The sequence below is a fragment of the Bacteroides sp. genome (assembly GCF_030151085.1).
Lineage (GTDB): Bacteria > Bacteroidota > Bacteroidia > Bacteroidales > Bacteroidaceae > Bacteroides.
The window spans coordinates 1-26,309 of the sequence record NZ_JASLER010000033.1; the positions used below are offsets into that span (position 1 = coordinate 1).

Below are 26,309 nucleotides of genomic sequence, written 5' to 3' on the forward strand. Positions count from 1 at the left end.
TTGAAAAGGTTAACGCTGCACCGGGCAAAACAATTACCAGTGGTTTCTTAAAAGGTATTCCTAAAGAGAAATACACTACAGGAGATGTACGCATCGAATTCTATGCAGCTATACATGCTCCTGAACCATTTTTACCCACCGGTACGGTAATTGCTCGTGAACAGACATATATTCATACCTTCTTTAAAGCAGAAGCACCAGCTCAGAAACTAGCCACATCTCAGGATGCCGCTACACAAATTACGTTCTCTGGTTCTGAATTCAAAGCTACATTTGATAAACAAAGTGGTTTATTGGTATCTTATCAGTATAAAAAACAAGAGTACATTTTAGACGGTCAAGGTCCCCGCCCCTATTTCTGGCGTGCACCGACGGACAATGATTATGGAGCACAATTACCCGTTCGACTTAAAGTATGGAAAGAAGCCAGCTATCAGGATCTGAAAGCGGAGAGTTTCAATGTCTCTAAAGGAAATGATTCCACTACCGTGAAGGTGGCTTATCGTTTCCCGCAAACAGATGCGCAATGGAATATCACTTATAAGATATATGCTAATGGTATTATCAAAGTCAATAACCAATTCATTGCAGAGGGTAACCAAGCCCCTATGATACCACGCGTTGGTTTGAGAATGCAGTTACCGGAGACATTTACGACTTTGACTTACTACGGACGTGGACCGAAGGAGAACTACCGCGATCGTCGTACTTCACAATTTATCGGAGAATATACAACTCCTATCAGAGATATGTACGAACCCTACATACGTCCGCAAGAAAACAATCATCGTACAGATATTTATTGGTGTGCCCTCATGCAAAACTCCAAACAAGGCCTGCTGTTTATTGCCGACCGAACTTTTGAGTTGAATGCATCAAACTATCCTTTAGGAGTTTTGGACAGTGGAGAAAGTATCCATAATGCAGCTCCACGAACTAGTGAAACTGTTCATCGCCATCTTACCGATCCTTTGCCTGAAAAGTTAGTAGATTTGTTTATTGACTACCGCATGATGGGTGTCGGAGGAGATAACAGCTGGGGAGCTATTGCTCATGAACCTTATTTGATACGTCCGGGAAAAGACAATGCTATAGAATATGGTTTCACTATAGTTCCTTTCGGTAATAAGGACGATTATAAAAAATTAATTCAGCAATATTGAATTTTAATCCCTTCGGATTAAGTATTTATGAAAAGGATGTAGTAAATTTGCTGCATCCTTTTTTATGTTTTAAGACAAATAAGAATATTAACCAAAAGAGAAAACAATGAAAGTAATGACTAAAATTATGTTCAGTGCAATTTGTGCCGCAGCAATGATAACTTCTGCTTCTGCACAAGATAGTAATGAAGTAATGCTGAGCAATGGTATAAAGTATTTAGATGTTCCTTACGTAGCACATACGTTGGAAATGAATGGTCCTGAAGAACTCATCATCAACTGTGATGAAGTAGATTGCACGACATTTGTAGAATATGTTTTGGCTGAATCTCTTTCTCCTACGGAAGAGGGTCAGGTTGCAGAAGGTGACTTCGCAGAAAACTTACAAAAAATACGCTATCGTAATGGTAATATCGATGGCTATACTTCACGCTTACACTACATTTCAGACTGGATCAACAACGGTGTAAGCAACGGTTTTCTTGAAGATGTAACAGCAACCAAAGGTACAGCTACCGAGAAGTTGTCTATCTCTTATATGACTACCCATCCCCAACAGTACAAGCAACTTGCCAATTCAAATGAAAACGTTGCCAAGATGAAAGAGATTGAGCAATCTTTAAGCGGACAAACAATTAATTACCTCCCCAAAAACAAGCTTCCTTATAATGGATTTAATTGGATCAAGAACGGTGATATCATCGCCATTACTACCAATACTCCAGGACTGGATGTAGTTCACTTGGGCATCGCTTTCTATGTAGATAGTAAACTTACCCTGCTACATGCCTCTTCAACTGACAAGAAAGTAGAAGTTTCTAAAGTTGCATTGTCACAGATGTTAAAGGACAATAGCAAATGGACAGGCATACGGGTATTGAGAATGAAAAAATAATTGAGATTATCATATCTACAATAAATAATAATAAGGGGCGTTTCTAGCAAACTAGAAACACCCCTTAATTTGTCTACTTTTATCATGTTAACATCGTGTTTACACGTTACGTATATCGTGTAAACACGATATTAATTTATTGTGCAACATACTATTAATAAGATGTCAATCCGCTTTAGAAAGGTAACGGTCCATCTGAAGAACCTACTCCACCAAATGGATTATCAGTCTGTGGCACAAAGTCTGCCGCCGAAGGAGGCGGTGGCGTAGAAGAGCTTCCGATAGGAGCATTCATACGTGAACCAAATGTAGTTCCCCCACCCTCTGCAGGAGGTGGAATAACCATATCGTCTTCCGGATTGGCGAAACGGGTAAACTGACCGATAAAACGTAAACGCACATCACCTACAGCACCATTACGGTGTTTAGCAATAATTATTTCGGCCATACCACGTAAGTCACTACCATCAGCCGAAGTGAATATTTTATAGTATTCAGGACGATGGATAAAACATACCATATCGGCATCCTGCTCGATGGCACCGGATTCACGAAGGTCACTTAACTGAGGACGTTTACCTTCTTCACCCTCACGATTCTCCACACCACGATTTAACTGTGACAAAGCAATGATAGGAATATTCAGTTCCTTCGCCAACCCTTTCAAGGATCGGGAAATGGTACTAACCTCTTCCTGACGGCTACCGAACGCCATACCACTAGCATTCATCAACTGAAGGTAGTCAATGATAATAATTCGCACCCCATGTTCACGCACCAATCGGCGGGCTTTCGTTCGAAGTTCAAAAACAGACAAAGATGGGGTATCATCGACATATAACGGAGCATCCAGCAAATCACGTAGTTTGTAATCCAATTGCTGCCATTCATAATCCGCCAATTGACCACTCTTAATCTTCTCACTCGGAATTTCGCACACATTGGAAATCAAACGGTTTACCAACTGTACGTTACTCATTTCAAGAGAGAACAGAGCTACAGGATTACGAAAATTTACGGCAATGTTCTTTGCCATAGAAAGTACAAAGGCTGTTTTACCCATGGCAGGACGGGCAGCGATAATGATAAGGTCGGACCGTTGCCAACCGGATGTCATTTTATCCAGTTTCGTATAACCACTTTCTAAACCACTCAAACCATCGGCACGTGCAGCAGCTTTTTGAATCAAGTCGTATGCTTCGGCAATAACAGGATTAATCTGCGTATAATCCTTCTTCATGTTCTGCTGTGAAATTTCAAACAGTCTGCCTTCTGCCTCCTGCATCAAATCGTCCACATCCAGGGTTTCGTCGAACGCCTTGCTTTGAATATTACTGGTAAAGGTTATCAATTCACGGGCCAGCATCTTTTGCGCAATGATACGAGCATGATATTCAATGTGCGCTGATGATGCCACTTTACTACTCAACTGGGTGATATAAAAAGGTCCACCCACTTCTTCCAAATCCCCCCGTTTGGCAAGCTGCTCTTTTACAGTAAGAATATCGACCGGCTTTTGGTTTACAGCCAAATCGGTAATTGCTGAATATATTAACTGATGCCGGTGTTCGTAAAAGGACTCCGGACGAAGAATTTCACTTACTAACGAATAAGCGTCTTTCTCAATCATCAAAGCACCCAACACAGCTTCTTCCAGTTCAGGAGCTTGCGGCTGGATGCGCCCGTAGTCTGTTACAGGCTGCGGCGTCTTACCTTTTGGAGTACGAGAGTTTCTTCTTTGTTCTGCCACTTTATATAGTTATAAGTTATGAGTTATAAATTATTTGCTGATGGCTCTATAAGAGTATCTACAAAAAAGGGAGAGCAAAGATAGTTCTTTTTCTTTAATCGTTCAATGACGAATCAGAGATAAGTTATTAATAATTTGTTAACTTTGCATCCACCAACAAATAACTTATAAATCATAACTTATAACTAAAGAAGATGCTTGTCTTTCCAAACGCCAAAATAAACCTTGGGCTGAACATCACAGAAAAACGCCCTGACGGATATCATAATCTGGAAACTATATTTTATCCTATTCCTGTTGATGATGCGCTGGAAGTTAATATATTGCACGAAAGAAACGAGAAATATCGTTTGCATCAGGCAGGGCTAGAGATATCCGGCGAAGCGGAAAACAACCTGGTAGTGAAAGCATATAAGTTACTGGATAAAGAATTTAATCTGCCTCCCATCGACATTCATTTGTTCAAGCATATCCCATCAGGAGCAGGATTAGGCGGAGGATCGGCAGACGCAGCTTTTATGTTGAAATTGCTTAATGATAAATTCAACCTCGGACTGGAAGATGAAGCGCTAGAGACCTACGCTGCCAGCTTAGGAGCAGATTGTGCCTTTTTCATCAAAAACAAACCTATATATGCGGAAGGAATCGGAAATATCTTCTCCCCTATCCAACTATCTCTTAGAGGATATCAGATATGGTTGGTAAAACCCGATATTTTTGTCTCAACACGGGAGGCATTCTCGCAAATAAAGCCTCACCACCCCGACATGTCTCTAAAAGAACTCATACAATTGCCGGTCAAGGAGTGGAAAGAACGCATGATAAATGATTTTGAAGAAAGTGTATTTCCCCAATTTCCCGCCATTGGAGAAATTAAAGAAGAAATGTATAGGCAAGGAGCCTTATATGCATCCATGAGTGGTTCAGGTTCATCAGTATATGGATTGTTTAAAACCGATATTGTACTACCGGAAATAGACTTCGGGGAAAAGGCATTCGTATATAAAGGAGAACTGACGTTCTAAAAGAAACGAATCAAAAAAACAATTAGAAATTAGTAAACAAAAGATAATCAGAAGTGTTTTGATATATATAAAACCAAGATTAAAAAAACAACCTGATTATGAAAAAGCTAAGATTTTATTTATTGGCAAGTTTGCTATTGGCATTTTCAATAGCCGCTTTTGCCGAAGGCCTTCCTTCAAAGGTGGAGACAACCTTCAAAAAAATGTTTCCCAAAGCTTCTGATGTGGAGTGGGAACAAATAGGCGAGAGTTACATTGCTGAATTCATTATGAATAATAATGAAGTAGATGTATGGTTTAAAACTGATGGACAATGGATCATGACATCAAACGATGTAGAATCGCTGGAGAAATTACCGGATGCTGTAAAAGCAACATTTATGAAAAGTGACTGGGCATCTATGAGACTGAGAGACGTGAGAATCGTTACTTTTCCTAATCATGACCCAGTGATTCTTATAGAAGTAGAAGAATATAATTCTGATGTAGAGTATCAGCTATTCTATGCGACAGATGGAGAACTGATAAAAGACCTGAATGTAAGTGAGCTTGGAGGAGAGATTTATCCGGAGCTATTTTTTGATAATTAAAATTCTACGAAGGTGTGTCACATTGTACTGACACACCTTCGTAAAATCTTCATCACTACAGCACTTCTACTTTCTCAGCGATGCTTTTTGTCTTATCACGTAGTGCGTCAAGATCACTTCCAAGTGGCGCATAGCACAGTACAACACCCATACGACGGTTAACACGGGTAGTAGGTTTACTGAAAATACGAAGATAAGTATCTTCTTCTTTTGTAACCTCTTCCATTCCGCGATACTCAGGACGTTCCTGGCTGGCAATTGTTGAAAGGATAACGGCACTTGCCCCTATGCGCTCCTGCTTAATATTCGGAATAGGCAAACCTAATACGGCACGCAAATGCAACTCAAACTCATTCAAGTTTTGTGTGCCTGCCAAAGTCACCATACCTGTATCGTGCGGACGAGGAGAAAGCTCGGAAAAGTAAACTCCATTATCATGGCTAAGGAAAAACTCTACTCCCCATAAACCTGCACCAGTCAAAGCACGAGTAACCTTTTCTGCCATTTCCTGTGCTTCTATCAAGTGAGCAGGATCAATATGAGCAGGTTGGAAACTTTCACGATAGTCCCCTCCTTTTTGCACGTGTCCGATAGGTGGGCAAAACAAAGTAGGACCATTTTTTTGAGTGACAGTAAGCAAGGTTATTTCACTATCAAATTTAATGAATTCTTCAATGATAAGTTCTTTAATATCACCACGGCTTCCATTACAGCCATATTCCCAAGCATGTTCCAGTTCATCGGCACTTTTCACGAGAGACTGACCTTTTCCGGAAGAAGACATTAACGGTTTTACCACACAAGGAAAGCCAATCTTACCGGCAGCTTCTTTCAATTCGTCTAAAGATGTTGCATAGAAATATTTAGCGGTTTTCAAGCCGAGTTCCTTGGCAGCAAGATCACGTATCGCCTTACGGTTCATCGTGAAGTTTACAGCACGCGCACTAGGCACTACCTGAATACCTTCCTTTTCGAAATCGTACAAACGTTCTGTACGGATAGCCTCTATTTCCGGTACAATAATATCAGGCTGATGCTTACGCACTACGCGTTCCAAAGCATCACCATCTAACATGCTGAACACTTCACATTCATCTGCCACCTGCATAGCAGGAGCTCCGGCATACGAATCACAGGCAATGATATACTGCCCTTTACGCTGTGCAGAAATCACAAACTCCTTACCCAATTCACCGGAGCCTAACAATAAAATTTTCTTCATCTAAGTATATAAATATTATTAATAAAGAATGATGAATAAAGAATGCCTTGCGGAATGTTTGCATCACAGCTCAGCCAAATTCTTCATTCATCATTCTTCAATTTATTGGTGTTGTTCTCTCAACAGATCATTCACTGTCTTCACCGGATTGAATGTATTCAGAGACACTTCTACAAATACAGTGTTCCAATCGCTCATAGCACCATTCCAAAGTCCGGGAAGTTCAAGTGCTTTCAATTCTTTACCGTTCTTTGATTTATATGAGATAAAGCCAGTAGCTTTGTCTACAAAGTTCACGAGATCGAATTTATGGCCCTTATAATCTCTTACAGCACAAACCAAATCTACCGGATTGAAGTGAGTACCCTTTTCGAACATGTCCTTCTTTTCAGGATCGTTCATATCAATCTGTGAACTTTCAAGTATCTGCAATGAGATAGTACCATCGCTATTGTATGCCAGGAACGGGCCACCACCAGGTTCACCCACATTCTTCACCATACCACATACACGCATCGGACGGTTCAACTTATTCTTCAAGTAGATCACCAATTCAGCATCTTCGAGATCTTTCACTTCAGGATTCTTGCAATAAAGCTTCTTTTGTAGGAACTGAAGGATTTCCAAAATCTGATCGTGGGTATATTTACCACCATCCAACAATTGTAAATAAGCAAAAGCTTGTTGTTGCAAAGTAATCAGTACACCGGCAATCAGCTTCTTATATAATACAGTATCTCCTTTTAATTTATCGGGTACCACATTATCTATATTCTTTATAAAGATAATATCGGCGTCGAGGTCATTCAAGTTTTCAATAAGTGCACCATGCCCACCCGGACGGAACACTAACTTTCCATTATCACGGAACGGATTATTTTCCATGTCGGCAGCTACAGTATCTGTACTTGATTTCTGTTCCGAGAAAGAAATATTATAATCCACACCATACTTCTTGGCATAAAGAGCTGCCTTTTCATCTACCAAAGCTTTAAACAAAGCACGGTGTTCGGGTGATACGGTAAAATGTACATTCACCTTGCCATTTTTATTGGCAGCATATAACGCACCTTCCACCAAATGTTCTTCCAGCGGAGTACGGCTACCATCCTCATATTTATGGAACTTCAGCAAGCCTTTGGGAAGAGCACCATAATTCAATCCGGCAGTTTCAAGTAATGCAGCAACTACTGCTTTATAGTTACCGTCAGCTATCAATGCAGGAATATCTTTACTCGCTGTTTTTATGCAAGCAGCATTTAAATCATTATAGAAAGCAAATTTTTCAATCTTCTCGAAGAATGTTTTTTCGAAACTTGATTGAGGAATATCGTAGTCAGCTCCCAGAAATTCAAACAAATTCTTAAACATACGACTAGCAGCACCCGAAGCCGGCACAAACTTTACAACTGTTTTATCAGTCTGAGTATATGTTTCCCACGCATTCAAATATTTTTCCTGCTCATCGGTGTCCGGAGCCAATATACCCTTATCAATAGAAGCTGCAGCGAATAACTTCAAGTACGGAAAACCTTTCTCAAAACAAGCCAACTGATCGGCAATTTGTTGTTCGGAGATGCCCTTTTTAGCGAGCAACTCTTTGTCTTGCGGTGTCATCATAATATATTGTTTTATTAATTCATGCCCAAAAATACAAAAAAAGAAGAACGGCTGCCTACAAAAACAAGAAAAAAAAAGTTCTTTGCGACTTTAGGAGCAAAGCCTTCTACTTATTTACTCTATTAAGTATGTTATCCAGTTCCTTTAAAAGGATAAAAGGGTTTTCAGAAATGGCTTCATCACTAAGTTCTCCACTATTTATTTTACTGATCATTTCCGGGTAATTTTCAAATTCTTGAAGCAATATTTTTTTACGATGCTTATCCATCTTCTTTAGAGGGAAAAAGGCTTTGGCATACCATTTATCTTGAAGTTTATAATAGCATCTGTATCCATGAAAATAGTCCCAACCAATAAAGCCACATACATTCTTTCCTTCATATGTTTTCATTAATAAAGCTTGATCACGCCAAACTTGCCCAACTTTACCTATTTCATTATTTATATACATAGGTACCCAAACACCCACTAAATTTGCATCCAAATTATCGGAGTGAGGAGATGGATTATAATATTTATCATCATATTCTAATACTTTTAAATAGTCGATACTACTAGCACCATACCTTTTTATCTTACTAGAAGGTTTTTCACTAAAGGAAATAGTAGAATCTACATTAGAAGGCATAGATCTTACATAGCCCTCGATGACAGTACTATCTTTTAGAACCAGTTGAGCCCTCTGTGGTGTTACAGGATGCTGAGCATAAATCATAATTGGGGACAGCACTAAAGTAATTAAGGAAATAAGCATTTTCGTTTTCATGGCAAATCAGACATTTTATTGCGAATATACAAAAAAAACAGCACACAAATCCTTGTTGATAAATTCTTTATTTTCCGACAAAGTAAGAAATTGGTTTTAAAGGATAAATGATAATTTTTCTGCCACCATAAGTATCAAAAAGTCTTTAGAGTAATTTAATTATGAAAAAAACTACAATATAAAACAAGAAAAAACTAACTTTGAGGCACAAAATACGGACGATTATGGAAACAGATGAATTTTTCACTACCGATGAGAAGGGATTACTCTTCAAGCTCTATCGAAAATTATTGCAGCTTTCCGGCGAAACGCTCCTGAAAGGTGACTGCAAGAAACTGAAAACACATCTTGTCAATACAATAAAGAATAATCATATCCAACGCGATACATTCGGTTTGAACCCAGTCATTAAGGATATGCAAACCGCTGTTATTGTAGTGGAAGAGATCGGCATGAAACGTGCTTCTATCTTTGGTCTGATGCTTCACGACTCTGTACGTTGTGGCATTTGCACCACCGAAGAGGTAGAACGCAATTATGGCGAGGACGTAGCAGGCATTATTCGCGGACTGATACGTGTAAACGAATTATATTCCAAAAGTCCGATTATCGAGTCGGAGAACTTCCGCAACTTCTTGCTGTCTTTTGCCGAAGATATGCGTGTAATTCTCATCATGATTGCCGACCGTGTAAACATCATGCGGCAGATAAAACACTGTGAGAATGACAATGCCCGCCGACAAGTGGCCAATGAGGCAGCATATCTTTATGCTCCCCTCGCCCACAAACTTGGTTTATACAAACTAAAATCAGAATTAGAAGATCTCTCGCTGAAATATTCAGAAAAGGAAAGGTACTACCATATTAAAGAAAAGCTCAACGAAACAAAAGCTTCGCGAGACAAGTACATTGCCGCTTTCATTGCCCCTATACAAAAGAAGCTGGAAGAGGCCGGATTAAAGTTCCATCTCAAAGGACGAACTAAATCCATACACTCCATCTATCAGAAGATGAAGAAACAGAAATGTCCTTTCGAAAGCGTATACGATTTGTTCGCCATCCGTGTGATTCTTGATTCTGCTCAGGAAAAGGAGAAGCTGGAATGCTGGCAAGCTTATTCAATTGTTACAGACATGTACCAACCCAATCCAAAGCGTTTGCGTGACTGGCTTTCCGTGCCCAAGAGCAACGGATACGAGTCTTTGCATATCACCGTAATGGGGCCTGAAGGCAAATGGGTGGAAGTGCAGATACGTACCGAGCGTATGGATGAGATTGCCGAACGTGGTCTTGCCGCTCACTGGCGCTACAAAGGAATTAAAGGTGAAACGGGAATCGACGAATGGTTGACTTCCGTACGTGAAGCTTTGGAAAATTCCGATAATGGCCTTGAAGCGATGGATCGTTTCAAATTGGACCTATACGAAGACGAAGTTTTTGTCTTTACTCCAAAGGGGGATTTATTTAAATTGGGTAAAGGTTCCACTGTGCTGGATTTCGCCTTCCATATTCATACCAAATTAGGTTGCAAGTGTATCGGTGCCAGGGTTAACAATAAGAATGTACAGTTAAAACATATTTTGCAGAGTGGCGACCAGGTGGAAATTATGACATCCAATACCCAAACGCCGAAACAGGACTGGTTGAACATTGTAACTACTTCGAAAGCACGTACCAAGATACGTCAGGCATTGAAGGAAATGGCCGCCCGCCAGCATGCTTTTGCCAAAGAGACATTGGAACGTAAGTTCAAGAACCGCAAAATGGAGTATGACGAGGCTACAATGATGCGCCTTATCAAACGTCTCGGCTTTAAAGTGGTGACTGACTTCTATCAAGCCATTGCCGATGAAGTGCTTGATGTGAATGAATTCCTGGACAAATACCTTGAACAGCAAAGACGTGATAACGACGTTCACGATGAAATAATCTACCGCAGTGCCGAAGGCTACAACCTTCAACAAGGGATGCCCGAAGAGATTCAAACAAAGGAAGATGTACTTGTCATAGATCAGAATTTAAAGGGGTTGGATTTCAAGCTGGCTCGTTGTTGTTCTCCGATTTACGGAGATGATGTATTTGGTTTTGTCAGTGTAACAGGGGGTATCAAGATTCATCGTAGCGACTGCCCCAATGCGAGTGATCTGCATTCGCGTTTTGGTTATCGTATCGTAAAAGCCCGTTGGGCAGGAAAGTCACAAGGGACACAATATCCCATCACCCTGCGTGTGGTAGGACACGATGATATCGGTATTGTAACAAACATTACTTCTATCATTGCCAAAGAGACCGGCATCACTCTCCGCAGTATCGGAATAGATTCTAACGATGGTTTATTTTCCGGTACGCTCACCATTATGGTAGGCGATACGGGACGATTAGAAGCATTGCTAAAGAAACTGAGAACAATTAAGGGAGTAAAGCAAGTATCACGAAATTAAATAAATAATCATGAAATATGATTTGAAGAAGCAACTTCGCAGTTTCGGTTATGCTTGGCAAGGCATTAAAAGCTGCATAGGCAAAGAGCAGAATTTAAGTTTTCACCTTATTGTTACATGCATAGTCATCATTGCAGGAGTTGCATTTAATATCACCCTTATGGAGTGGATGATTATCCTTCTTTGCATCGGAGTCGTGATTGCTGCCGAACTATTCAATACAGCCATTGAGAGATTGGTGGATTTAGTTTCTCCCGAACGGCATCCTATTGCCGGTCAGGTAAAAGACATTGCCGCCGGAGCAGTGCTTGTATGCGCTGTTGCGGCGGCAATTATAGGATTGATTATATTCGCACCTTATATATTAACCTTGATACAAACAAATCACTAATAACTATTCCCTATTCTCTAACCTTCTTCTTCTTATAATAAGGATAAGTCACAAATACAAAAAGAAATAAAGCTAAAACGGCAGCCACTGAGGCAACTTGATAGACCAGCGCTTTATCCATCATTCGGCAAGCCATTGTCATACCTATCAGTATTCCTGCTTCCATGGATAAATGGCAGGTAGTATTTGCTGTTCCACGCTGGCAATGATAAGATAGCTTCACAAACATATTAGTGAATGGCACTGTGACAACTGACAAAATCACTAATGCCAACAAGGACCAATAATCACCTGTAAACATTAAAGGTAACAGTAACCCCGGTACAAAAGCTATCAGCAACATATTAATAGCGGGCAACCATGCACGAGGTAACAGAAAACGATCGACATTGCAAACCGCTACTCCTATCGGAGCCCGGAAAGCAACATATACTCTCGAAATAAAAAACATACTGAATATTCCCAATGCCACAGAAAGATAAATCACCATACGGAAACCATAAATCCAATATAGCCAAATACCCAAGACAACACCTGCCAACATACCTAATCGGGAAGTCCAGGCATATACTATATTACCCGCACTGCGGCGATTGGAGGTCGTTATATCAATAGCCACGGTAATGCCTGCCGTAGTTGCCAATCCGAAACATCCACCTTGCACTAAGGCAAGTAGCAGAAGATTCGTATATGTATCTACAAAAGCATACCCCAATGCAGCCGCTGACATAACAAATATGGAATATAGCAGCACGCGCTTCCGCTTGTAAGCATCGCCTAGATAAGCATGAAACGGTCCTACCAGAAACATAGCCGCTGCAAACACTAGAAACATGCATCCCGTTTCAGTAACGGAAATATCCAGTCGTTGTCCTATAATAAAGGGCAGCAATGGAAAGAGCATGTATACAGATGTAAACAACAATAAATTTGATGCACACATCCGCCAATAGTTCAGCGTCATAAGTCCACTAGTATTGTTCTTTCTCATTCGGGAAATCTAAGTTCTTCACATCGGATATGTAACGACTGATAGCATCCGTCATTATTGTATGCAGATCGGCATAACGGCGCAGGAAGCGCGGGCGGAAACCATTATTCATACCCAGCATATCTTGTATCACAAGCACCTGACCATCTACATCGCCACCGGCACCAATACCGATAACAGGAATAGTCAGTTCACTTGCCACACGTGCAGCCAAAGCGGCCGGAATCTTCTCTAATACCAATGCAAAGCAACCGGCTTCTTCCAGCATGTGTGCATCGCTTATCAGCTTGTCGGCTTCCGTATCGTCTTTGGCACGAACGGTATAAGTACCATATTTATTAATGGATTGCGGCATTAGCCCAAGATGTCCCATAATAGGTATACCGGCACTGAGAATACGTTTCACCGTACCGATAATTTCCTCGCCACCCTCCAGTTTCAAAGCGTCGGCATGACTTTCTTTCATAATACGGATGGCAGAAGCCAAACCTTCCATTTCATTACCTTGATAAGAACCGAACGGCATATCTACCACCACCATAGCACGCTTTACACCACGAACTACAGACTTACCGTGATAAATCATTTGATCAAGAGTAATGGGAAGAGTAGTTACATTACCCGCCATTACATTAGAAGCAGAATCTCCTACCAAAATGACATCGACACCGGCACCATCTACAATCTGTGCCATGGTATAGTCGTAAGATGTCAACATTGATATCTTTTCACCTCTTTGTTTCATTTCTATGAGGCGATGAGTAGTCACTTTACGAGTGTCGTCTGAAATATATCCAGCCATTTTATTTATATTTTTAAAATTACGGGCGCAAAGGTAATCCTTTTTCTGATTACTTGTGCAATTGGGTTAATTTATCGTAGGTAAAGCCAACAAAGTCTTCCAAGACGGCATGGCATAACGGATCGATATCTTCTCGCGAGTTAGTTGTAGCCAAGCCGATAACTGTTGCTTCGGATGCCATTCCCGCTTTCAGCCCATTGAATGAATCCTCAAAGACGTAAGTAGTATCAGGAGTAGTTCCGAAAATTTCCATGCCGAGCAAGAAACAATCCGGCGCCGGCTTGGAGGCGGTAAACATTTCAGCGGTAAGAATACGGTCGAAGAGTGTCTTAATTTCGGGATGAACACGATAAACAGCCGCCATCTTCGGTTCGTTGGAACTGGTAACTACTGCGGTCTTCACATTGTGACGATGAAGGTCTGCTATAAAATCGAGTACTCCAGGGATAAAGTCAAACGACATTTCCTGTTCAAAACAGTTCAGGCGTTCAGTAATTTCAGCCTGTTCCTTCATCATGCCCGGGAAAAATGTATCGTAAATATAGACTAGTGTCTGTCCTTTCACCCTACCTTCTATATCATCCACTCCCAGATATTCCATTCCCATCTGATGCCAAAACCGGCTGTACTGCGTTTCGGTGTCAACCACCACACCGTCAAAATCAAAAAGAACGGCCTTTGTTTTCATTGTGTCCATAAACTTTCTTTTACCTAATTCTGTTAATACCATATTTTATCAGACGACAAAGGTCTGAATAATCATCGAACCAAGCAAATATTTCCTACCTTTGTGCATCTTAATCAGCTCAAATCAATGAACAACCCACATATTTTAGGAACTGAGCGTATCGGAAAACTACTGTTACAGTACTCCATACCTGCCATTATTGGTATGACTATTACTTCATTGTATAACATTATCGACAGTATTTTCATAGGTCATGGTATCGGTGCAATGGGAATTGCCGGACTAGCCATCACTTTCCCGCTAATGAACTTGGTGGTAGCATTCTGTACAATGGTTTCGGCGGGTGGCTCTACCATTTCATCCATACGGTTGGGACAAAAAGACCTTGACGGTGCAACAGAAGTCTTAGGAAATACATTAATGTTCTGCCTTATCAATGCATTTGTATTTGGCAGTATCTCTTATATTTTTCTCGATGATATACTTCTCTTTTTCGGTGCCAGTAATGATACATTGCCCTACGCACGCGACTTTATGCAAGTAATTTTGTTGGGTACTCCCATAACCTATACCATGATCGGTTTAAATAACATCATGCGTGCTACAGGATATCCCAAGAAAGCTATGTTGACTTCTATGGTGACGGTAGTTTGCAATATTATCCTCGCTCCTATCTTTATCTTCCAGTTTGATTGGGGAATCCGGGGTGCGGCAACGGCAACGGTGATTTCACAATTTATCGGTATGGTGTGGGTAGTAAGCCATTTTCTTCAAAAGACAAGTATCGTACGGTTACATCGTGGTTTCTGGAAGATGAAAAAGAAGATCATCACCAGTATTCTCTCCATAGGCATGTCGCCCTTCCTGATGAACGTCACGGCATGTGTCATCGTGATTATCGTAAACAACAGCCTGCAACATTATGGTGGTGATATGGCTATCGGTGCTTATGGCATCATGAACCGTTTACTGGTACTCTATGTAATGATTGTTTTAGGGCTGACAATGGGAATGCAGCCCATTATAGGCTATAACTTCGGCGCACAGAAGCACGACCGGGTTAAGGCTACATTACGTCTGGGCATTATAACAGGTGTATGTATTACCAGTACAGGATTCATTATCTGCGAGCTTTTTCCACATGCCGTATCAGCCATCTTCACCAGCGATGAGCAGCTGATTGATATGGCATCGAGAGGCGTACGAATTGCTATAGCTATGTTCCCGTTTGTAGGTGCACAGATTGTTATCAGTAACTTCTTCCAAAGCATAGGAAAGGCAAAGATTAGTATCTTCTTATCGTTGACACGTCAATTACTGTATCTGCTGCCGGGCCTACTGATCTTCCCTCATTATCTTGGACTGGATGGAGTATGGACTTGCATGCCTGTATCGGATTTCTTTGCATTCTTAACGGCTGTTATTGCATTGTGGATATATGTAAAAAGGTTGAATACCCGTACAGCTTAACCCCAATATTGTCAAGAGCAGAATTACGAAAGATTAACGGAGCCTCATCACATTCTGCCTCAAAACATATGATATGTTCACCCTAAACGCATAGTCTGTTTACCCCAAACACATGATGCGTTTCGCTCGAACAGACCATCTAAAACGACACACTTCATCGTCCGGAATGCCGGGGCTTATCGCCAAAAGCACGAAGGTTTTCAGGTAAAATCCCTCAGGTTTAGGTTGCTTAAAGCTGAGGTTTAGGTCGGTAAAGTGCAGCATTAGGAGAGTAAACCTGAGGTATTTCAAATGGAGAGCGGACAAGGGAAAAAAGAAAAGGAGAAGCAATGCCTCTCCTTTTACGCTAATTTAAAAATGAAGTATCTATAAATTCACTTTACAAATATACAACATCTAAAAGCCGATGTCAAGTATTTCGGGATTTTTATTCGCTCTTGATACTTTTCACAGGGTTTTCATTAGCAATATGCCAAGTACGCAATATGATGCAAGCCGCTATTATTACCAATAAAAATATAATAACTACTGCAAATGCTCCGGGACTTACGTGTACTTGTTCCTTAAAACTATCCAACCAACGGTAACCGAAGATATAAGCGCACAGAGCTCCTAAACAAACTCCCGGAATTGCAATCCAAGTGATTTCTCTAGTCAACAGACGAATAATGCTTCCTGCCTCAGCACCATTTACCTTACGGATGGCTATCTCCTTACTACGACGACGTACCTCATCATTCACATAACCCAATAAACCCATCAAAGTAATGAAGAAGATGGAACAACTAGCCAGTACCACTACATCACGGAAACGACGGACATCAATATACTGCTCTTCTAAGCTCTTCTCTAAAGAAGTGAATACAACATCATCTGTAGGAAATATTTCCTGCATCGTGCGATTGAGTGCTGCAAGGTTTTCCTCAAAAGGTTCTTTCAGACGTATATAATGTGTACATCCCCAATTCTCTTTGACTACCAAAACAATGGGCGACTGTTCTTCAAAAGCACTATTGATAGGATAATCTTCCATTACCCCTACTACAGTGAATTTAGTACCGGCCCAAGTTGCTACACGACCTACCACATTACCAGTCCACCCCGCCTGGCGAACAAAGCTTTGATTAACAATCAACTCATTATTATCAGCCCATGTACTCTCACTATTTTTTGCAGAAGAAAAGTTATTTCCTTCTATTAACTTGATCTTCATCATGGGCAAGAAACTACGGGTTACCCAATCAAGTCGAGTGTTTACTTTATGTCCATCGCCTGTATCAAATGTATCACCACTATATCCTTCGATAATGAGCTGGCTTGAACAAGTATAGCTTTCAACCATAGGTAGACCACTAAAAAGCGTAACCCTGTTTTCATAATCACCTCCTACATCTGCCCAACACGTTACCACTCGTGCAGGATCGTATTTCAGAGGACGATTGACGACCATGTTATATTGGTATACAACCACCAATAAGAAACAAAATATAAACGAAACTCCTATAAACTGAATGAATAGCAACGGACGTTTCCATGAAGTATTACGTTCGGTATAACGGCGAAATACTTGTGTAACCGGTATCGATGAAAATATCCAGGCAGGCAATATACCTGCCAATAGCAAAACAAATAGAATCACAGCTCCGGGCACCCATAAGTTTTGTACTGTAAAAAGCGATACAAGCTTGGCTGCTGCCATTTCCTCCACAAAATCATGGAAAAGATACATCAATCCGCCGGTCAGACAAACAGAAACCAATATCAATAGGATTGTTTCATTCAGGAACAGACCAAATATTGTACCATTTGCCGCTCCATTACATTTATGCACTCCTACTTCTTTGGCACGACGTGCTAAAGAAGATAAGGAGATCAACACATAGTTGAAAGCAGCTATCAGTAAAATAGCTATCGCCAGAATGGTCATTACTACAATCATTGTGCTGACAGTAGCATTCTCTGTATGCAAATCCACCAAAGGTCGGAAATCAATAGTACATTTATTATTAAGGTCTTTATTAAAATTGGGCAAATACTTCTTTATCATTTCCGGCACTCGTGCTTCTACGAACGGAATATCTTTCTCCGGATTCTTGAAACGGATCAGAGAAGCATAGCTGATATCAAATCCCCACCCGGCTCGTTCGTTGTTCCAAAAATGATTCATGGAAGCCACTACATGAAAAGGCACTTCCGTATTTTCCGGTAAATCTTCGAAGATACCACGAACGGTTACCGGTGCCTTTTTTTCAAGATACAATTGTTTGCCAATAACCGTGGACAACTCGGCTCCTTCACGTATTTTATCCGCCAATGAACGTGAGATAAATATATTTTCCACCGCTTTCAAATCTTCCGGATTACCTGCCAGCACTTTGATTCCCATAGTGGAAAAAAGATGGTTATCAGCATAAATAGTACGTTGCGACAGTCGTGCACTTCCATGATAATAGATCATTTCCCAAGAATCGCGCCAAACAGTTGCGTCTTCTACCTGTTCGGGAAAGTTCTCACGCATAGCTTCTGAAAAAGTCCCATACATATATGGAGCACCTTCACCCGGCACACCATTCAATATATCAGTCATATAAGCTAAATAAAGTTGTTCCGGTTTGTCGGAAAAACGATTAAAACTTAACTGAAAAGCGACGCAGGCAAATAGTAAGATACCGATGAAAAGGCCAAGCGTTAACGAAATAGTCTTGGTCAGGTTATTACTACGCCCACGCAGCAACATTAAAATGCTATAGTAAAGTTGTCTCATTTATCAATTCCAAATATTAATTATACTCTTATTCACTCTTGATGCTCTTCACCGGATTTTCGTTGGCAATGCGCCAAGCTTTAACTACCACTATCAGCACAATGAGCATCAGCAGGCAAATGCCCACCCCGAAGAACCAAAATGGTGAAAGTAAGGCACTATCCGGAAACTGCTGCATCCAGACACCGGAAACATACCAAGACGAAACAATACCTATCACTACTGCACCGAAAGCAATTTTCAGTATGCCGATAGAGAGCATCCGCAGGATAGAAGAAGCTTCTGCTCCGTTCACTTTGCGAACCGCTATCTCCTTGCTGCGCCGCTGTGTTTCGTCGCTGACATAACCTATCAGGCCTAGCAGTACAATAAGTAGAATGCAGCCGGAAGTTACAGTCACGATATTGCGGAAATGCGACACGCTTTCGTTCAGCTTTTCCCGTACTTCCTGATAGGTGTCAAACTCTAAAGCATTATCAGGATAAGCCTCCTTAACAAAATCGTTAAGCTTCTTCAGATTCTCCTCTACAGGTTCCTTCAAGCGTACATTGAAAAAACGATCACGGTAGTTCAGAATAAAAGCAGTACAAGTCTGTTCGCTAAAGAATCCCATATTGCGCACATCGTCTACTACGCCTACAATGGTGGATTGCTCCTGCAGATGTGCCCACGAAGGGTCTACCGGCAACTTCCGTCCTATCACATCGTTCTGCCATTTCATGGTTTCTACTGTCTCTTTACCTACCACAGCCTCACCAATATGTTGCGGCCAGGAGCCTTCCAAAAGTTTCAATCCTGTTACCTTCGGGAAATCCTTATCTATAAGTATGAAGTGAAGCGGGCAGATGAAATTGCCCTGCACATCGGTCAGACGACTGGTGTTGTAATGTTGCAACAGCGAATGGCTGCTACACGCCACCGCCTCCACGTATGGTTGCCTTTTCATAGCATCCGCTATCCCTTCGCTTTTTTCTATCCTCCCGCTTGCCATACCCACAACCAGCCGTTCGGTATGAAACCCCACACTGCGGTCCATCACCTCCTTATATTGCCACGCCGTAGTGAGCAACATTCCCAAAATGAAAGCCATTCCTGCAAACTGCACAAAAAGTAGCCCACGCTTCCACGAACGTTTGCCCTCCGTATATCGGCGAAACACCTGCGTAACAGGAATACGGGCATACATACGTCCAGGCAACACACCTGCTACCACAAAGAGCAGTAACACCGTAAGTAACGGTACGTAAAGGTTCTGCCACGTAAACAAGTCTGCCAGACGGTAGCCCAGCATGTTCTCTATCCAATCACTGAAGAGATGCATCAGCAACAGGCAAGCCAAGAGGGACACGAATATCAACAGCCCCGTTTCCCATAAAAACATGCCCAATATGTGTCCCTCGCCGGCACCGCTGCACTTATGCACACCCACCGTCTTAGCACGTCTGCTCATAGAAGCAATAGCAGCCAGTACATAGTTCATGATAGACACAAAGAAGATGGAGAAGCCCAGCACTCCCATAATGACCAGTTTGCGCTGTGTGTCAGGAAGATTTCGATAAATTTCACGCAATGGAACCACACTGTATTCCGTTATTACCGACTCACCTAAATGAGGGTCGGTGTATTGTTCCACGGCTTTCTGTACTCGCCGGTTCATGACATCCACATCACTCGCCTGCTTCAGACGAAAAAGAATATTATACATATTGTTTGTTCCCCATGTACCCATTCCATATCCCCAGTCCATCACTGCTATAGAGAGTAGAATGTCGTGGGGCAGCATAGTGTTTCGTGGCAAATCCTGATAGATACCCCTGATAGTGACATTGAACATTTTTTCTACGGAAAGCTCCTTACCAATGGGATCTTCGTCCCCAAAGACACGGCGCGCCATGCTTTGCGAAATAAAAGCATTCTGCATCACCCCCAAGTCATGCGGGTCACCCTTCAGTACCTGTACCCCAGTGGTACGAAAATAGAGCGTATCGACGCACAGCATGGGCACTACCTCCAGCTTCTTGTCCTCCTTGTAGAGGGTAGATTGCCAAAAGTTGGAAGTCAGGCTTGCACACTCCACTTGTTCGGGAAGTGCTTCCCACAAGTCGGCTGCAGCCGGGCGATAAGTTCCGTAATTATAGTCCTGATTCGGTATCCCATCTTTCGAATCGCGCATACGAAGCATTACAAGCCGATCTGGTTCTTGGTAGAAATTTTCGTAGCTCAGTTCGAAAGCAATCTGAGAAAAGAGCAGAATACCCACCAATAGCCCCAGCGTTAGGGAGATCAGCTTTACGAGGTTCCCTCCGCGTCCACGAAGCAATGTTTGAATAATATAATATAAATGCCTCATAATACGTTTATTCGTTTTTAATTCTATTCACAGGGTTTTCACACGCAATACCCCAAGTCTTCACTATCACGCAAAGCGCAATAAATATCAGCAGACAGACGGCTATAACGATATACCACCACACAGGCAAATGCACCGTATCGACGAACTGACTTATCCATACTTTACCTGCTTTAAACGCTCCAACCGTACCAATCACAATTGCTGGAATTGCCAGCCACAGCACATCGCGCGAAAGTAACCGAAGCACACCACCCGCCTCCGCTCCGTTTACCTTGCGGATAGCTATCTCCTTGGAACGCAGACGGATTTCATCGTTAACGTAGCCAATAAGTCCCATGAGAAGAATGAACAGGATGGTGACGGACGCCAGTAACACAATGCAACAAAAGATAAGAACAGCCCTCGAACTACCTCGTATGATATCGTCCAACGAGTAGAATTCTACATCCCCCGCGGGATAGACTTGTTTCATTTCCTCATTAAGTTTTATCCTGTTCTCGGTAAATGGTTCCTTGAGGCGAACATGCACACAAGATCCCACGCCCTTTTCCCAAGTAATCATAATGGGTGATTCGTCATCTTCGGGGACGGAATAAAAGCTGAAACCTTCGAGCAACCCCACTACAACGCCAAAACCATTCAGTTGCTCGCCTATGCCGTCTCCCGGCCATTTCATCAGTTCCACAAACTTGCGGTTAACCAGTAATTGTCCGTCGCCCGACAGATTTTTACCCGCCGCCAAACGCAGTTCCATGAACGGAAGGAAATCTTTGTCGAAGGCAGTTCCGCGAGGATGGCAAACCATGTTTCCCTGACTGTCTCTCACTTCATAAGGAGAGACGAACCCACCCAGCGTATTACCCGCCGAAGCCACAGACTCTACATAAGGAAGTCCCCTAAGAACACTGCACAGATTGTTGGGATTGTCCAGCACTTGCCGGGTAAAGACCACCCGCTCCGAACGATAACCACGATCCCGGTTGGTTACGTAGCTATATTGAGCAAGCACCACCAGCAGCATGCCCACAACAAACGCAGCAAATCCAAACTGCACGAACAGCAATACCCGCTTCCAACCCGTACGACCGGCGATGTAACGTTTAAATACTTGCGTCACCGGTATACGCGAGAACAATATGCCGGGCAGGAATCCACCTATAAAAAACAGCACTAGCACCACCGTAAGTGGCACCCATAGATTACTCCATGCAAACAGCTCATTGAGCGGCACAGCCACCAATTCCTCTACTGCCTCACTGAAAGCGTACACCAGCAAACCTATCAGGAGCAATGCCAAGGCAATCACTAACGCCGTCTCCGTAAGGAACATGGAAAAGATGCTACGGTCGGAAGCCCCGCTACACTTATGCACACCAATGGCTTTGGCTCTACTCGAAAGTGAGGCAATGGAGATGAGTACGTAGTTCAATGCCGTGGTGAAAAGCAACACCACACCCAAGAGAGCCATGATCCAAATCATCTTCTTCACCTCTGGTTGAGAGGTATGAAGGCTACGAATAGGATTGATATGTGTATATTCCCCCGTCCCGCTTTTCGTCTGAATGACAGGTGTAAGGCGCTCATTCAAGGCAGCTACATTCGCCGAAGGGCGTAGGCGTACAAAGCCTCGAAAGTTTCCACCGCTATTCCACCCTAAATGCATATTCGTGTATGCGGCAAGACTAGCGATGGAAACCACCGCCTGAGGCGCAAACAAGGAAGTGTTGGACGGCACATCGGCAAAGATTCCCTTCACCAGCAGAGGTGTTTTTCGATTGTCAATCACATAAATGATCGTCTTGCCCAAAGGCGACTCGTTGCCAAAGGTTTCTTGCGCAGCGGTATGCGAGAGGAATATCGCACTGGGGTTGGCTAAATCCTGCGGATTCCCTTCGAGCACATCCAGTCCTAATGTGGCAAAAAAGAGCGTGTCGCCCATGATGGTGGATAAATACAGACTGCGGCTACCCAAATAATACCTATCATTGGCATGGGTATAACAAGTGGTAACACTTTCCACCTCTTCGGGGAACTCCTCGCCGATGCATCCGGATATAGCGTAACTGGTGAAACGGCTTGTAATTGTCTTGTCAAGATGAGTTCCAACAAAGTAGATATGTTGGGACTCGCGCCAGAAACTGTCATAACTAAGCTCGTAGGCAATACGGGCAAAGAGGAAGACAGAAATCATCAGTCCCAATGCCAGTGAGACAATCTTAATCGTCTGTGAACCACGTCTGCGAAGCAGGGTTTGAAGTGTATAATAGATTTGCCTCATAGCTTTTTACATTCCCTGTGTAGCCACACTTGCCACTACGCTACCATCGAAAAGGTGTATCGTGCGGTGTGCAAAGCTTGCATCATGCTGGCTGTGTGTCACCATGATAATGGTGGTTCCTTCCTTATTCAGTTCCGTCAAGAGGTTCATCACTTCTGCTCCATTCTTAGAGTCGAGGTTACCGGTAGGTTCATCGGCAAGGATCAGTTTTGGATTGGTTACTACCGCACGGGCAATGGCTACACGTTGCTGCTGACCACCGGAGAGTTGTTGTGGGAAGTGCTTGGCACGATGGCTGATATTCATCCGTTTCAGAATATCCTCTACCATACGCTTGCGCTCGCTACCTTTGATGCCGAGATAGGTTAAAGGGAGTTCTACGTTCTCATAAACATTCAATTCATCTATCAAGTTAAAGCTCTGGAATACAAAACCCAATTTACCCTTACGGACACGAGTACGTTCCTTCTCCTTTAAATCTCCTACTTCTTGACCAAGTAGTTTGTAACTACCTTCTGTAGGATTATCCAGTAGACCGAGTATATTTAATAAGGTAGACTTACCGCAACCCGATGGTCCCATAATGGCTACAAACTCTCCTTCTTTTACTTCGATATTTACGTGATTCAACGCTACTGTTTCTACTTCTGAAGTGCGGAATACTTTGCTGATGTTGTTAATTTCAATCATGATGTTTATTATTTATATTATTACTAATTCTATTACTTATAAATTAAAATTGATTACTCGCTTTTAATACTGTTTACAGGGTTCTCGTTAGCTATCTTCCAAGACTTCCAAAGTACACAACCAATGATAACAACCAGATTTACTATTACTGACAACAGATATACAACTGGATTAATTGGAACTCGTTCTGCAAACTGATCCATCCATATTCCATTAATATACCATGCACCCAGTGTACCCGCCACAACAGCCGGCACTGCCACATAAAGTACATCTTTCGATAACAATTCCAACACACTCGAAACCTCTGCCCCATTCACTTTACGGATAGCAATTTCTTTGCTACGACGACGTACTTCATCGCTCGTATATCCAATCAAGCCCATTAGCATAATGAAGAACATTGTTACTGCTGATAATAAAGTGGCATTCCTGAACACACGAACCGGATTATAGCTGTTAGTCATAGATTGCTCCATTGAACTGAAGCTAACCGTTCTTTCGGGAAATGCACTTGCAGCTTCCTCATTCAATTTACGCAGATTCTCGATAAATGGTTCCTTCAGGCGTATGTGAGCACATTCATGAAAATAACTATAGTGGTGCATAATCAGTGGCTTCTGCTCACTGTAGAAACTTCCCAAATGGAAATCTTTCAACAATCCTACCACTTTATAAGTATCTCCTTCAGCGTAAACAGTACGACCTATCACCTCTTTGCCCCAACGCATCCATTCAGCAAAAGTTTCATTCACCACTACCTCATTCTTATCACGTGACATGCGCCCGGTTTTCATTGTCATCCCCATCATAACCGGATAATCCTCCATTGCTCCAAGATAACGGGAAGAAAAAAGCTTCTTTCCACTCTCATCCATTATCATCATACCATTTAAACCAATAAACGGAGGATTACTTGCCGATGATACCGCTTCTACATAAGGCAGATTCTGCAAGAAATGAAGAGCAGCATCACTTTCACTCCTATCGTCAATATGTAGATAACTGCAAGCTACCCTTTTTGCATTATACCCTGTGTCTTTATTCAACACATACTGATATTGTGCCATTACTACATACATCAATCCACAAATAAAGGCCACTCCTGCAAACTGGATGAACAGTAAAGGACGTTTCCAACCTTTTTTCCCCTCGGTGTAACGGCGAAAGACTTGTGTAACAGGAATACGAGCAAAGACACGTCCTGGTAATACGCCTCCTATCAAAAACAACATTCCTATCACAGCCAACGGTACCCAGATGCGGTCAAGTGTAAAAAGAACTTCCAGTTTGGTACAGATAGTATCTTCTATGAATTCACTGAAATTAAAAAAAATCAGCACCATCAGTAGCAATGCTGCCAAAATAACAATGCCAGTTTCAATTATAAACATTCCGAAAACCGTACTTCCATTGGCTCCACTGCACTTATGTACACCAACTGATTTAGCCCGATAGGTGAGCGAAGAAATAGAAATCAGCACATAATTCAATGCCGCTATAAATAGAATAGCAAAACCCAAAATACTCATTATTTTGCTCATCCGCATTACATCATCACTTTTGCTATACGTATCACGAATAGGATGGATAACCGCAGTATAGTTAAAGGTCTTTTTATCTTCAGCCGGACGATACTTCTGTATCATGGCATCCAAACGAGTATGTACGGTCTCTTTATCTGCTCCCGGACGGAAACGAATGTACTCAAACCAACTGTCTCCACCACTCCACGAATATGAGTCACGACCATAACGACTAAAAATTGTTGGCAGTGAAATGACGGCTTCAGGATTGACCGTTGCGTTTTCTGGTATATCTGCATACGTACCCTTCACTGTTAATTTTATCATTTTGTCGTAAGTGATAACCTTACCTATGGGATCTTCATTGCCAAACATTTGCTGCGCCAGGCTATGACAAAGAAAGACAATGTCATTTTGTATTAAATCTTTTTCGGGGTTACCGCTCAGCACCTCTATGCCCATAGTGCGGAAGAAGAGCGAATCTGCTTGTATCTTTTTTATATCGAAACTATTGTTACCATTATATAGAGGAGAAGACATCCACCTACAGAAACTGGTAGCCGCTTCCACTTCTTTCGGAAAGTTCTCAAGTATAGCGCCCGCTACAGGTCCGAGATTCATGTCACCTTCTGTTCCTTTCTCATTTTCGGTGGAAAAGATAGAGAATATTTGATAGAGGTTATCATAGTCCTTAAAACATTTGTCAAAGCTCTGTTCAAACGCCACACGGGCAAAAAGCAGAATACTCATCGTCAGTCCTAACCCCAAAGAAATGATTTTAATCAGATTAGAACCACGTCCTCGCAGTAAAGTCTGAATAACATAATAGAGTTGCTTCATTTTATTTATCGTTTTTATATATTCTTCTACCTTTATTAATGCAG

The 26,309-nt window shown here is 42.0% G+C and carries 19 protein-coding genes; 7 read left to right on the top strand and 12 right to left on the bottom strand.

Annotated elements, in window-relative coordinates; all coding sequences use genetic code 11:
• Both Q1W14_RS05615 and Q1W14_RS05620 read left to right on the top strand, forming a co-directional pair.
• Positions 1–1,163, top strand: a 1,163-nt coding sequence (locus Q1W14_RS05615; protein WP_300699809.1) for a beta-galactosidase small subunit, incomplete at its 5' end; no start/stop codon positions are given.
• A 106-nt stretch (positions 1,164–1,269) separates the two neighbouring features.
• Complete coding sequence (locus Q1W14_RS05620; RefSeq protein ID WP_300699810.1) at positions 1,270–2,058, top strand: N-acetylmuramoyl-L-alanine amidase-like domain-containing protein; 789 nt, start codon at positions 1,270–1,272, stop codon at positions 2,056–2,058.
• 175 nt (positions 2,059–2,233) lie between these two features.
• On the opposite strand, the gene dnaB is transcribed toward Q1W14_RS05620, so the two are convergent.
• Positions 2,234–3,808 carry a replicative DNA helicase gene (gene dnaB, locus Q1W14_RS05625; protein ID WP_300699811.1) on the bottom strand — a complete coding sequence of 525 codons (1,575 nt, stop codon included), beginning with the start codon at positions 3,806–3,808 and terminating at the stop codon, positions 2,234–2,236.
• 194 nt (positions 3,809–4,002) lie between these two features.
• Between dnaB and ispE the strand changes: the two genes are divergently transcribed.
• Together ispE and Q1W14_RS05635 are read left to right on the top strand one after the other, a co-directional pair.
• Complete coding sequence (gene ispE / locus Q1W14_RS05630; RefSeq protein ID WP_300699812.1) at positions 4,003–4,833, top strand: 4-(cytidine 5'-diphospho)-2-C-methyl-D-erythritol kinase; 831 nt, start codon at positions 4,003–4,005, stop codon at positions 4,831–4,833.
• Positions 4,834–4,931: 98 nt separating this feature from the next.
• A complete protein-coding gene (locus tag Q1W14_RS05635; RefSeq protein ID WP_300699813.1) occupies positions 4,932–5,423 on the top strand; it encodes a PepSY-like domain-containing protein in 492 nt (163 codons plus the stop codon).
• A 55-nt stretch (positions 5,424–5,478) separates the two neighbouring features.
• Here Q1W14_RS05635 and purT read toward each other — a convergent pair whose 3' ends face one another.
• From purT to Q1W14_RS05650, 3 genes are all read right to left on the bottom strand, one after another.
• Positions 5,479–6,645, bottom strand: coding sequence for a formate-dependent phosphoribosylglycinamide formyltransferase (purT, locus tag Q1W14_RS05640; RefSeq protein ID WP_300699814.1), 1,167 nt, complete (start codon positions 6,643–6,645; stop codon positions 5,479–5,481).
• Between the two features lie 102 nt (positions 6,646–6,747).
• On the bottom strand, positions 6,748–8,265 hold the full coding sequence (locus Q1W14_RS05645) for a DUF4301 family protein (protein ID WP_300699815.1): 1,518 nt from the start codon (positions 8,263–8,265) through the stop codon (positions 6,748–6,750).
• Between the two features lie 106 nt (positions 8,266–8,371).
• Positions 8,372–9,031 carry a hypothetical protein gene (locus Q1W14_RS05650; protein WP_300699816.1) on the bottom strand — a complete coding sequence of 220 codons (660 nt, stop codon included), beginning with the start codon at positions 9,029–9,031 and terminating at the stop codon, positions 8,372–8,374.
• Positions 9,032–9,255: 224 nt separating this feature from the next.
• Here Q1W14_RS05650 and Q1W14_RS05655 point away from each other — a divergent pair, with 224 nt between their 5' ends.
• Positions 9,256–11,472 (top strand): RelA/SpoT family protein, encoded by a 2,217-nt coding sequence (locus tag Q1W14_RS05655; RefSeq protein WP_300699817.1) that lies wholly within the window; start codon positions 9,256–9,258, stop codon positions 11,470–11,472.
• A 10-nt stretch (positions 11,473–11,482) separates the two neighbouring features.
• Positions 11,483–11,863: a diacylglycerol kinase family protein gene (locus Q1W14_RS05660; protein ID WP_300699818.1), complete on the top strand. Its 381-nt coding sequence runs from the start codon at positions 11,483–11,485 to the stop codon at positions 11,861–11,863.
• 10 nt (positions 11,864–11,873) lie between these two features.
• Here Q1W14_RS05660 and Q1W14_RS05665 read toward each other — a convergent pair whose 3' ends face one another.
• Genes Q1W14_RS05665 through Q1W14_RS05675 form a run of 3 tightly spaced genes read right to left on the bottom strand, consistent with a single transcriptional unit; the run spans position 11,874 to position 14,353 of the window.
• Positions 11,874–12,854, bottom strand: a complete 981-nt coding sequence (locus Q1W14_RS05665; protein ID WP_300699819.1) for an MFS transporter — start codon at positions 12,852–12,854, stop codon at positions 11,874–11,876.
• A complete protein-coding gene (gene panB / locus Q1W14_RS05670) occupies positions 12,835–13,656 on the bottom strand; it encodes a 3-methyl-2-oxobutanoate hydroxymethyltransferase (protein ID WP_300699820.1) in 822 nt (273 codons plus the stop codon). Before panB ends, Q1W14_RS05665 begins: the two co-directional genes overlap by 20 nt.
• Positions 13,657–13,705: 49 nt before the next feature.
• Complete coding sequence (locus tag Q1W14_RS05675; protein WP_300699821.1) at positions 13,706–14,353, bottom strand: HAD family phosphatase; 648 nt, start codon at positions 14,351–14,353, stop codon at positions 13,706–13,708.
• Positions 14,354–14,470: 117 nt separating this feature from the next.
• Between Q1W14_RS05675 and Q1W14_RS05680 the strand changes: the two genes are divergently transcribed.
• Positions 14,471–15,814, top strand: a complete 1,344-nt coding sequence (locus Q1W14_RS05680; RefSeq protein WP_300699822.1) for an MATE family efflux transporter — start codon at positions 14,471–14,473, stop codon at positions 15,812–15,814.
• Between the two features lie 427 nt (positions 15,815–16,241).
• Here Q1W14_RS05680 and Q1W14_RS05685 read toward each other — a convergent pair whose 3' ends face one another.
• Genes Q1W14_RS05685 through Q1W14_RS05705 form a run of 5 tightly spaced genes read right to left on the bottom strand, consistent with a single transcriptional unit; the run spans position 16,242 to position 26,265 of the window.
• Complete coding sequence (locus tag Q1W14_RS05685) at positions 16,242–18,578, bottom strand: ABC transporter permease (protein WP_300699823.1); 2,337 nt, start codon at positions 18,576–18,578, stop codon at positions 16,242–16,244.
• 28 nt (positions 18,579–18,606) lie between these two features.
• On the bottom strand, positions 18,607–20,928 hold the full coding sequence (locus Q1W14_RS05690) for an FtsX-like permease family protein (RefSeq protein WP_300699824.1): 2,322 nt from the start codon (positions 20,926–20,928) through the stop codon (positions 18,607–18,609).
• Positions 20,929–20,935: 7 nt separating this feature from the next.
• Complete coding sequence (locus Q1W14_RS05695; RefSeq protein ID WP_300699825.1) at positions 20,936–23,209, bottom strand: FtsX-like permease family protein; 2,274 nt, start codon at positions 23,207–23,209, stop codon at positions 20,936–20,938.
• 6 nt (positions 23,210–23,215) lie between these two features.
• Positions 23,216–23,899, bottom strand: coding sequence for an ABC transporter ATP-binding protein (locus Q1W14_RS05700; protein ID WP_300699826.1), 684 nt, complete (start codon positions 23,897–23,899; stop codon positions 23,216–23,218).
• A 53-nt stretch (positions 23,900–23,952) separates the two neighbouring features.
• On the bottom strand, positions 23,953–26,265 hold the full coding sequence (locus Q1W14_RS05705; RefSeq protein ID WP_300699827.1) for an ABC transporter permease: 2,313 nt from the start codon (positions 26,263–26,265) through the stop codon (positions 23,953–23,955).
• Positions 26,266–26,309 lie beyond the last annotated feature (44 nt).

Excerpts from the sequence above, each read along its gene's own strand:
- Q1W14_RS05695 (WP_300699825.1), bottom strand. The coding sequence starts at position 23,209 with ATGAGGCAAATCTATTATACACTTCAAACCCTGCTTCGCAGACGTGGT.
- ispE (WP_300699812.1), top strand. The coding sequence starts at position 4,003 with ATGCTTGTCTTTCCAAACGCCAAAATAAACCTTGGGCTGAACATCACA.
- panB (WP_300699820.1), bottom strand. The coding sequence starts at position 13,656 with ATGGCTGGATATATTTCAGACGACACTCGTAAAGTGACTACTCATCGC.
- Q1W14_RS05705 (WP_300699827.1), bottom strand. The coding sequence starts at position 26,265 with ATGAAGCAACTCTATTATGTTATTCAGACTTTACTGCGAGGACGTGGT.
- Q1W14_RS05650 (WP_300699816.1), bottom strand. The coding sequence starts at position 9,031 with ATGAAAACGAAAATGCTTATTTCCTTAATTACTTTAGTGCTGTCCCCA.
- Q1W14_RS05620 (WP_300699810.1), top strand. The coding sequence starts at position 1,270 with ATGAAAGTAATGACTAAAATTATGTTCAGTGCAATTTGTGCCGCAGCA.
- Q1W14_RS05675 (WP_300699821.1), bottom strand. The coding sequence starts at position 14,353 with ATGGACACAATGAAAACAAAGGCCGTTCTTTTTGATTTTGACGGTGTG.
- Q1W14_RS05680 (WP_300699822.1), top strand. The coding sequence starts at position 14,471 with ATGAACAACCCACATATTTTAGGAACTGAGCGTATCGGAAAACTACTG.
- Q1W14_RS05685 (WP_300699823.1), bottom strand. The coding sequence starts at position 18,578 with ATGAGACAACTTTACTATAGCATTTTAATGTTGCTGCGTGGGCGTAGT.
- Q1W14_RS05635 (WP_300699813.1), top strand. The coding sequence starts at position 4,932 with ATGAAAAAGCTAAGATTTTATTTATTGGCAAGTTTGCTATTGGCATTT.
- Q1W14_RS05700 (WP_300699826.1), bottom strand. The coding sequence starts at position 23,899 with ATGATTGAAATTAACAACATCAGCAAAGTATTCCGCACTTCAGAAGTA.
- Q1W14_RS05665 (WP_300699819.1), bottom strand. The coding sequence starts at position 12,854 with ATGAGAAAGAACAATACTAGTGGACTTATGACGCTGAACTATTGGCGG.
- Q1W14_RS05690 (WP_300699824.1), bottom strand. The coding sequence starts at position 20,928 with ATGAGGCATTTATATTATATTATTCAAACATTGCTTCGTGGACGCGGA.
- purT (WP_300699814.1), bottom strand. The coding sequence starts at position 6,645 with ATGAAGAAAATTTTATTGTTAGGCTCCGGTGAATTGGGTAAGGAGTTT.
- Q1W14_RS05655 (WP_300699817.1), top strand. The coding sequence starts at position 9,256 with ATGGAAACAGATGAATTTTTCACTACCGATGAGAAGGGATTACTCTTC.
- Q1W14_RS05645 (WP_300699815.1), bottom strand. The coding sequence starts at position 8,265 with ATGATGACACCGCAAGACAAAGAGTTGCTCGCTAAAAAGGGCATCTCC.
- Q1W14_RS05660 (WP_300699818.1), top strand. The coding sequence starts at position 11,483 with ATGAAATATGATTTGAAGAAGCAACTTCGCAGTTTCGGTTATGCTTGG.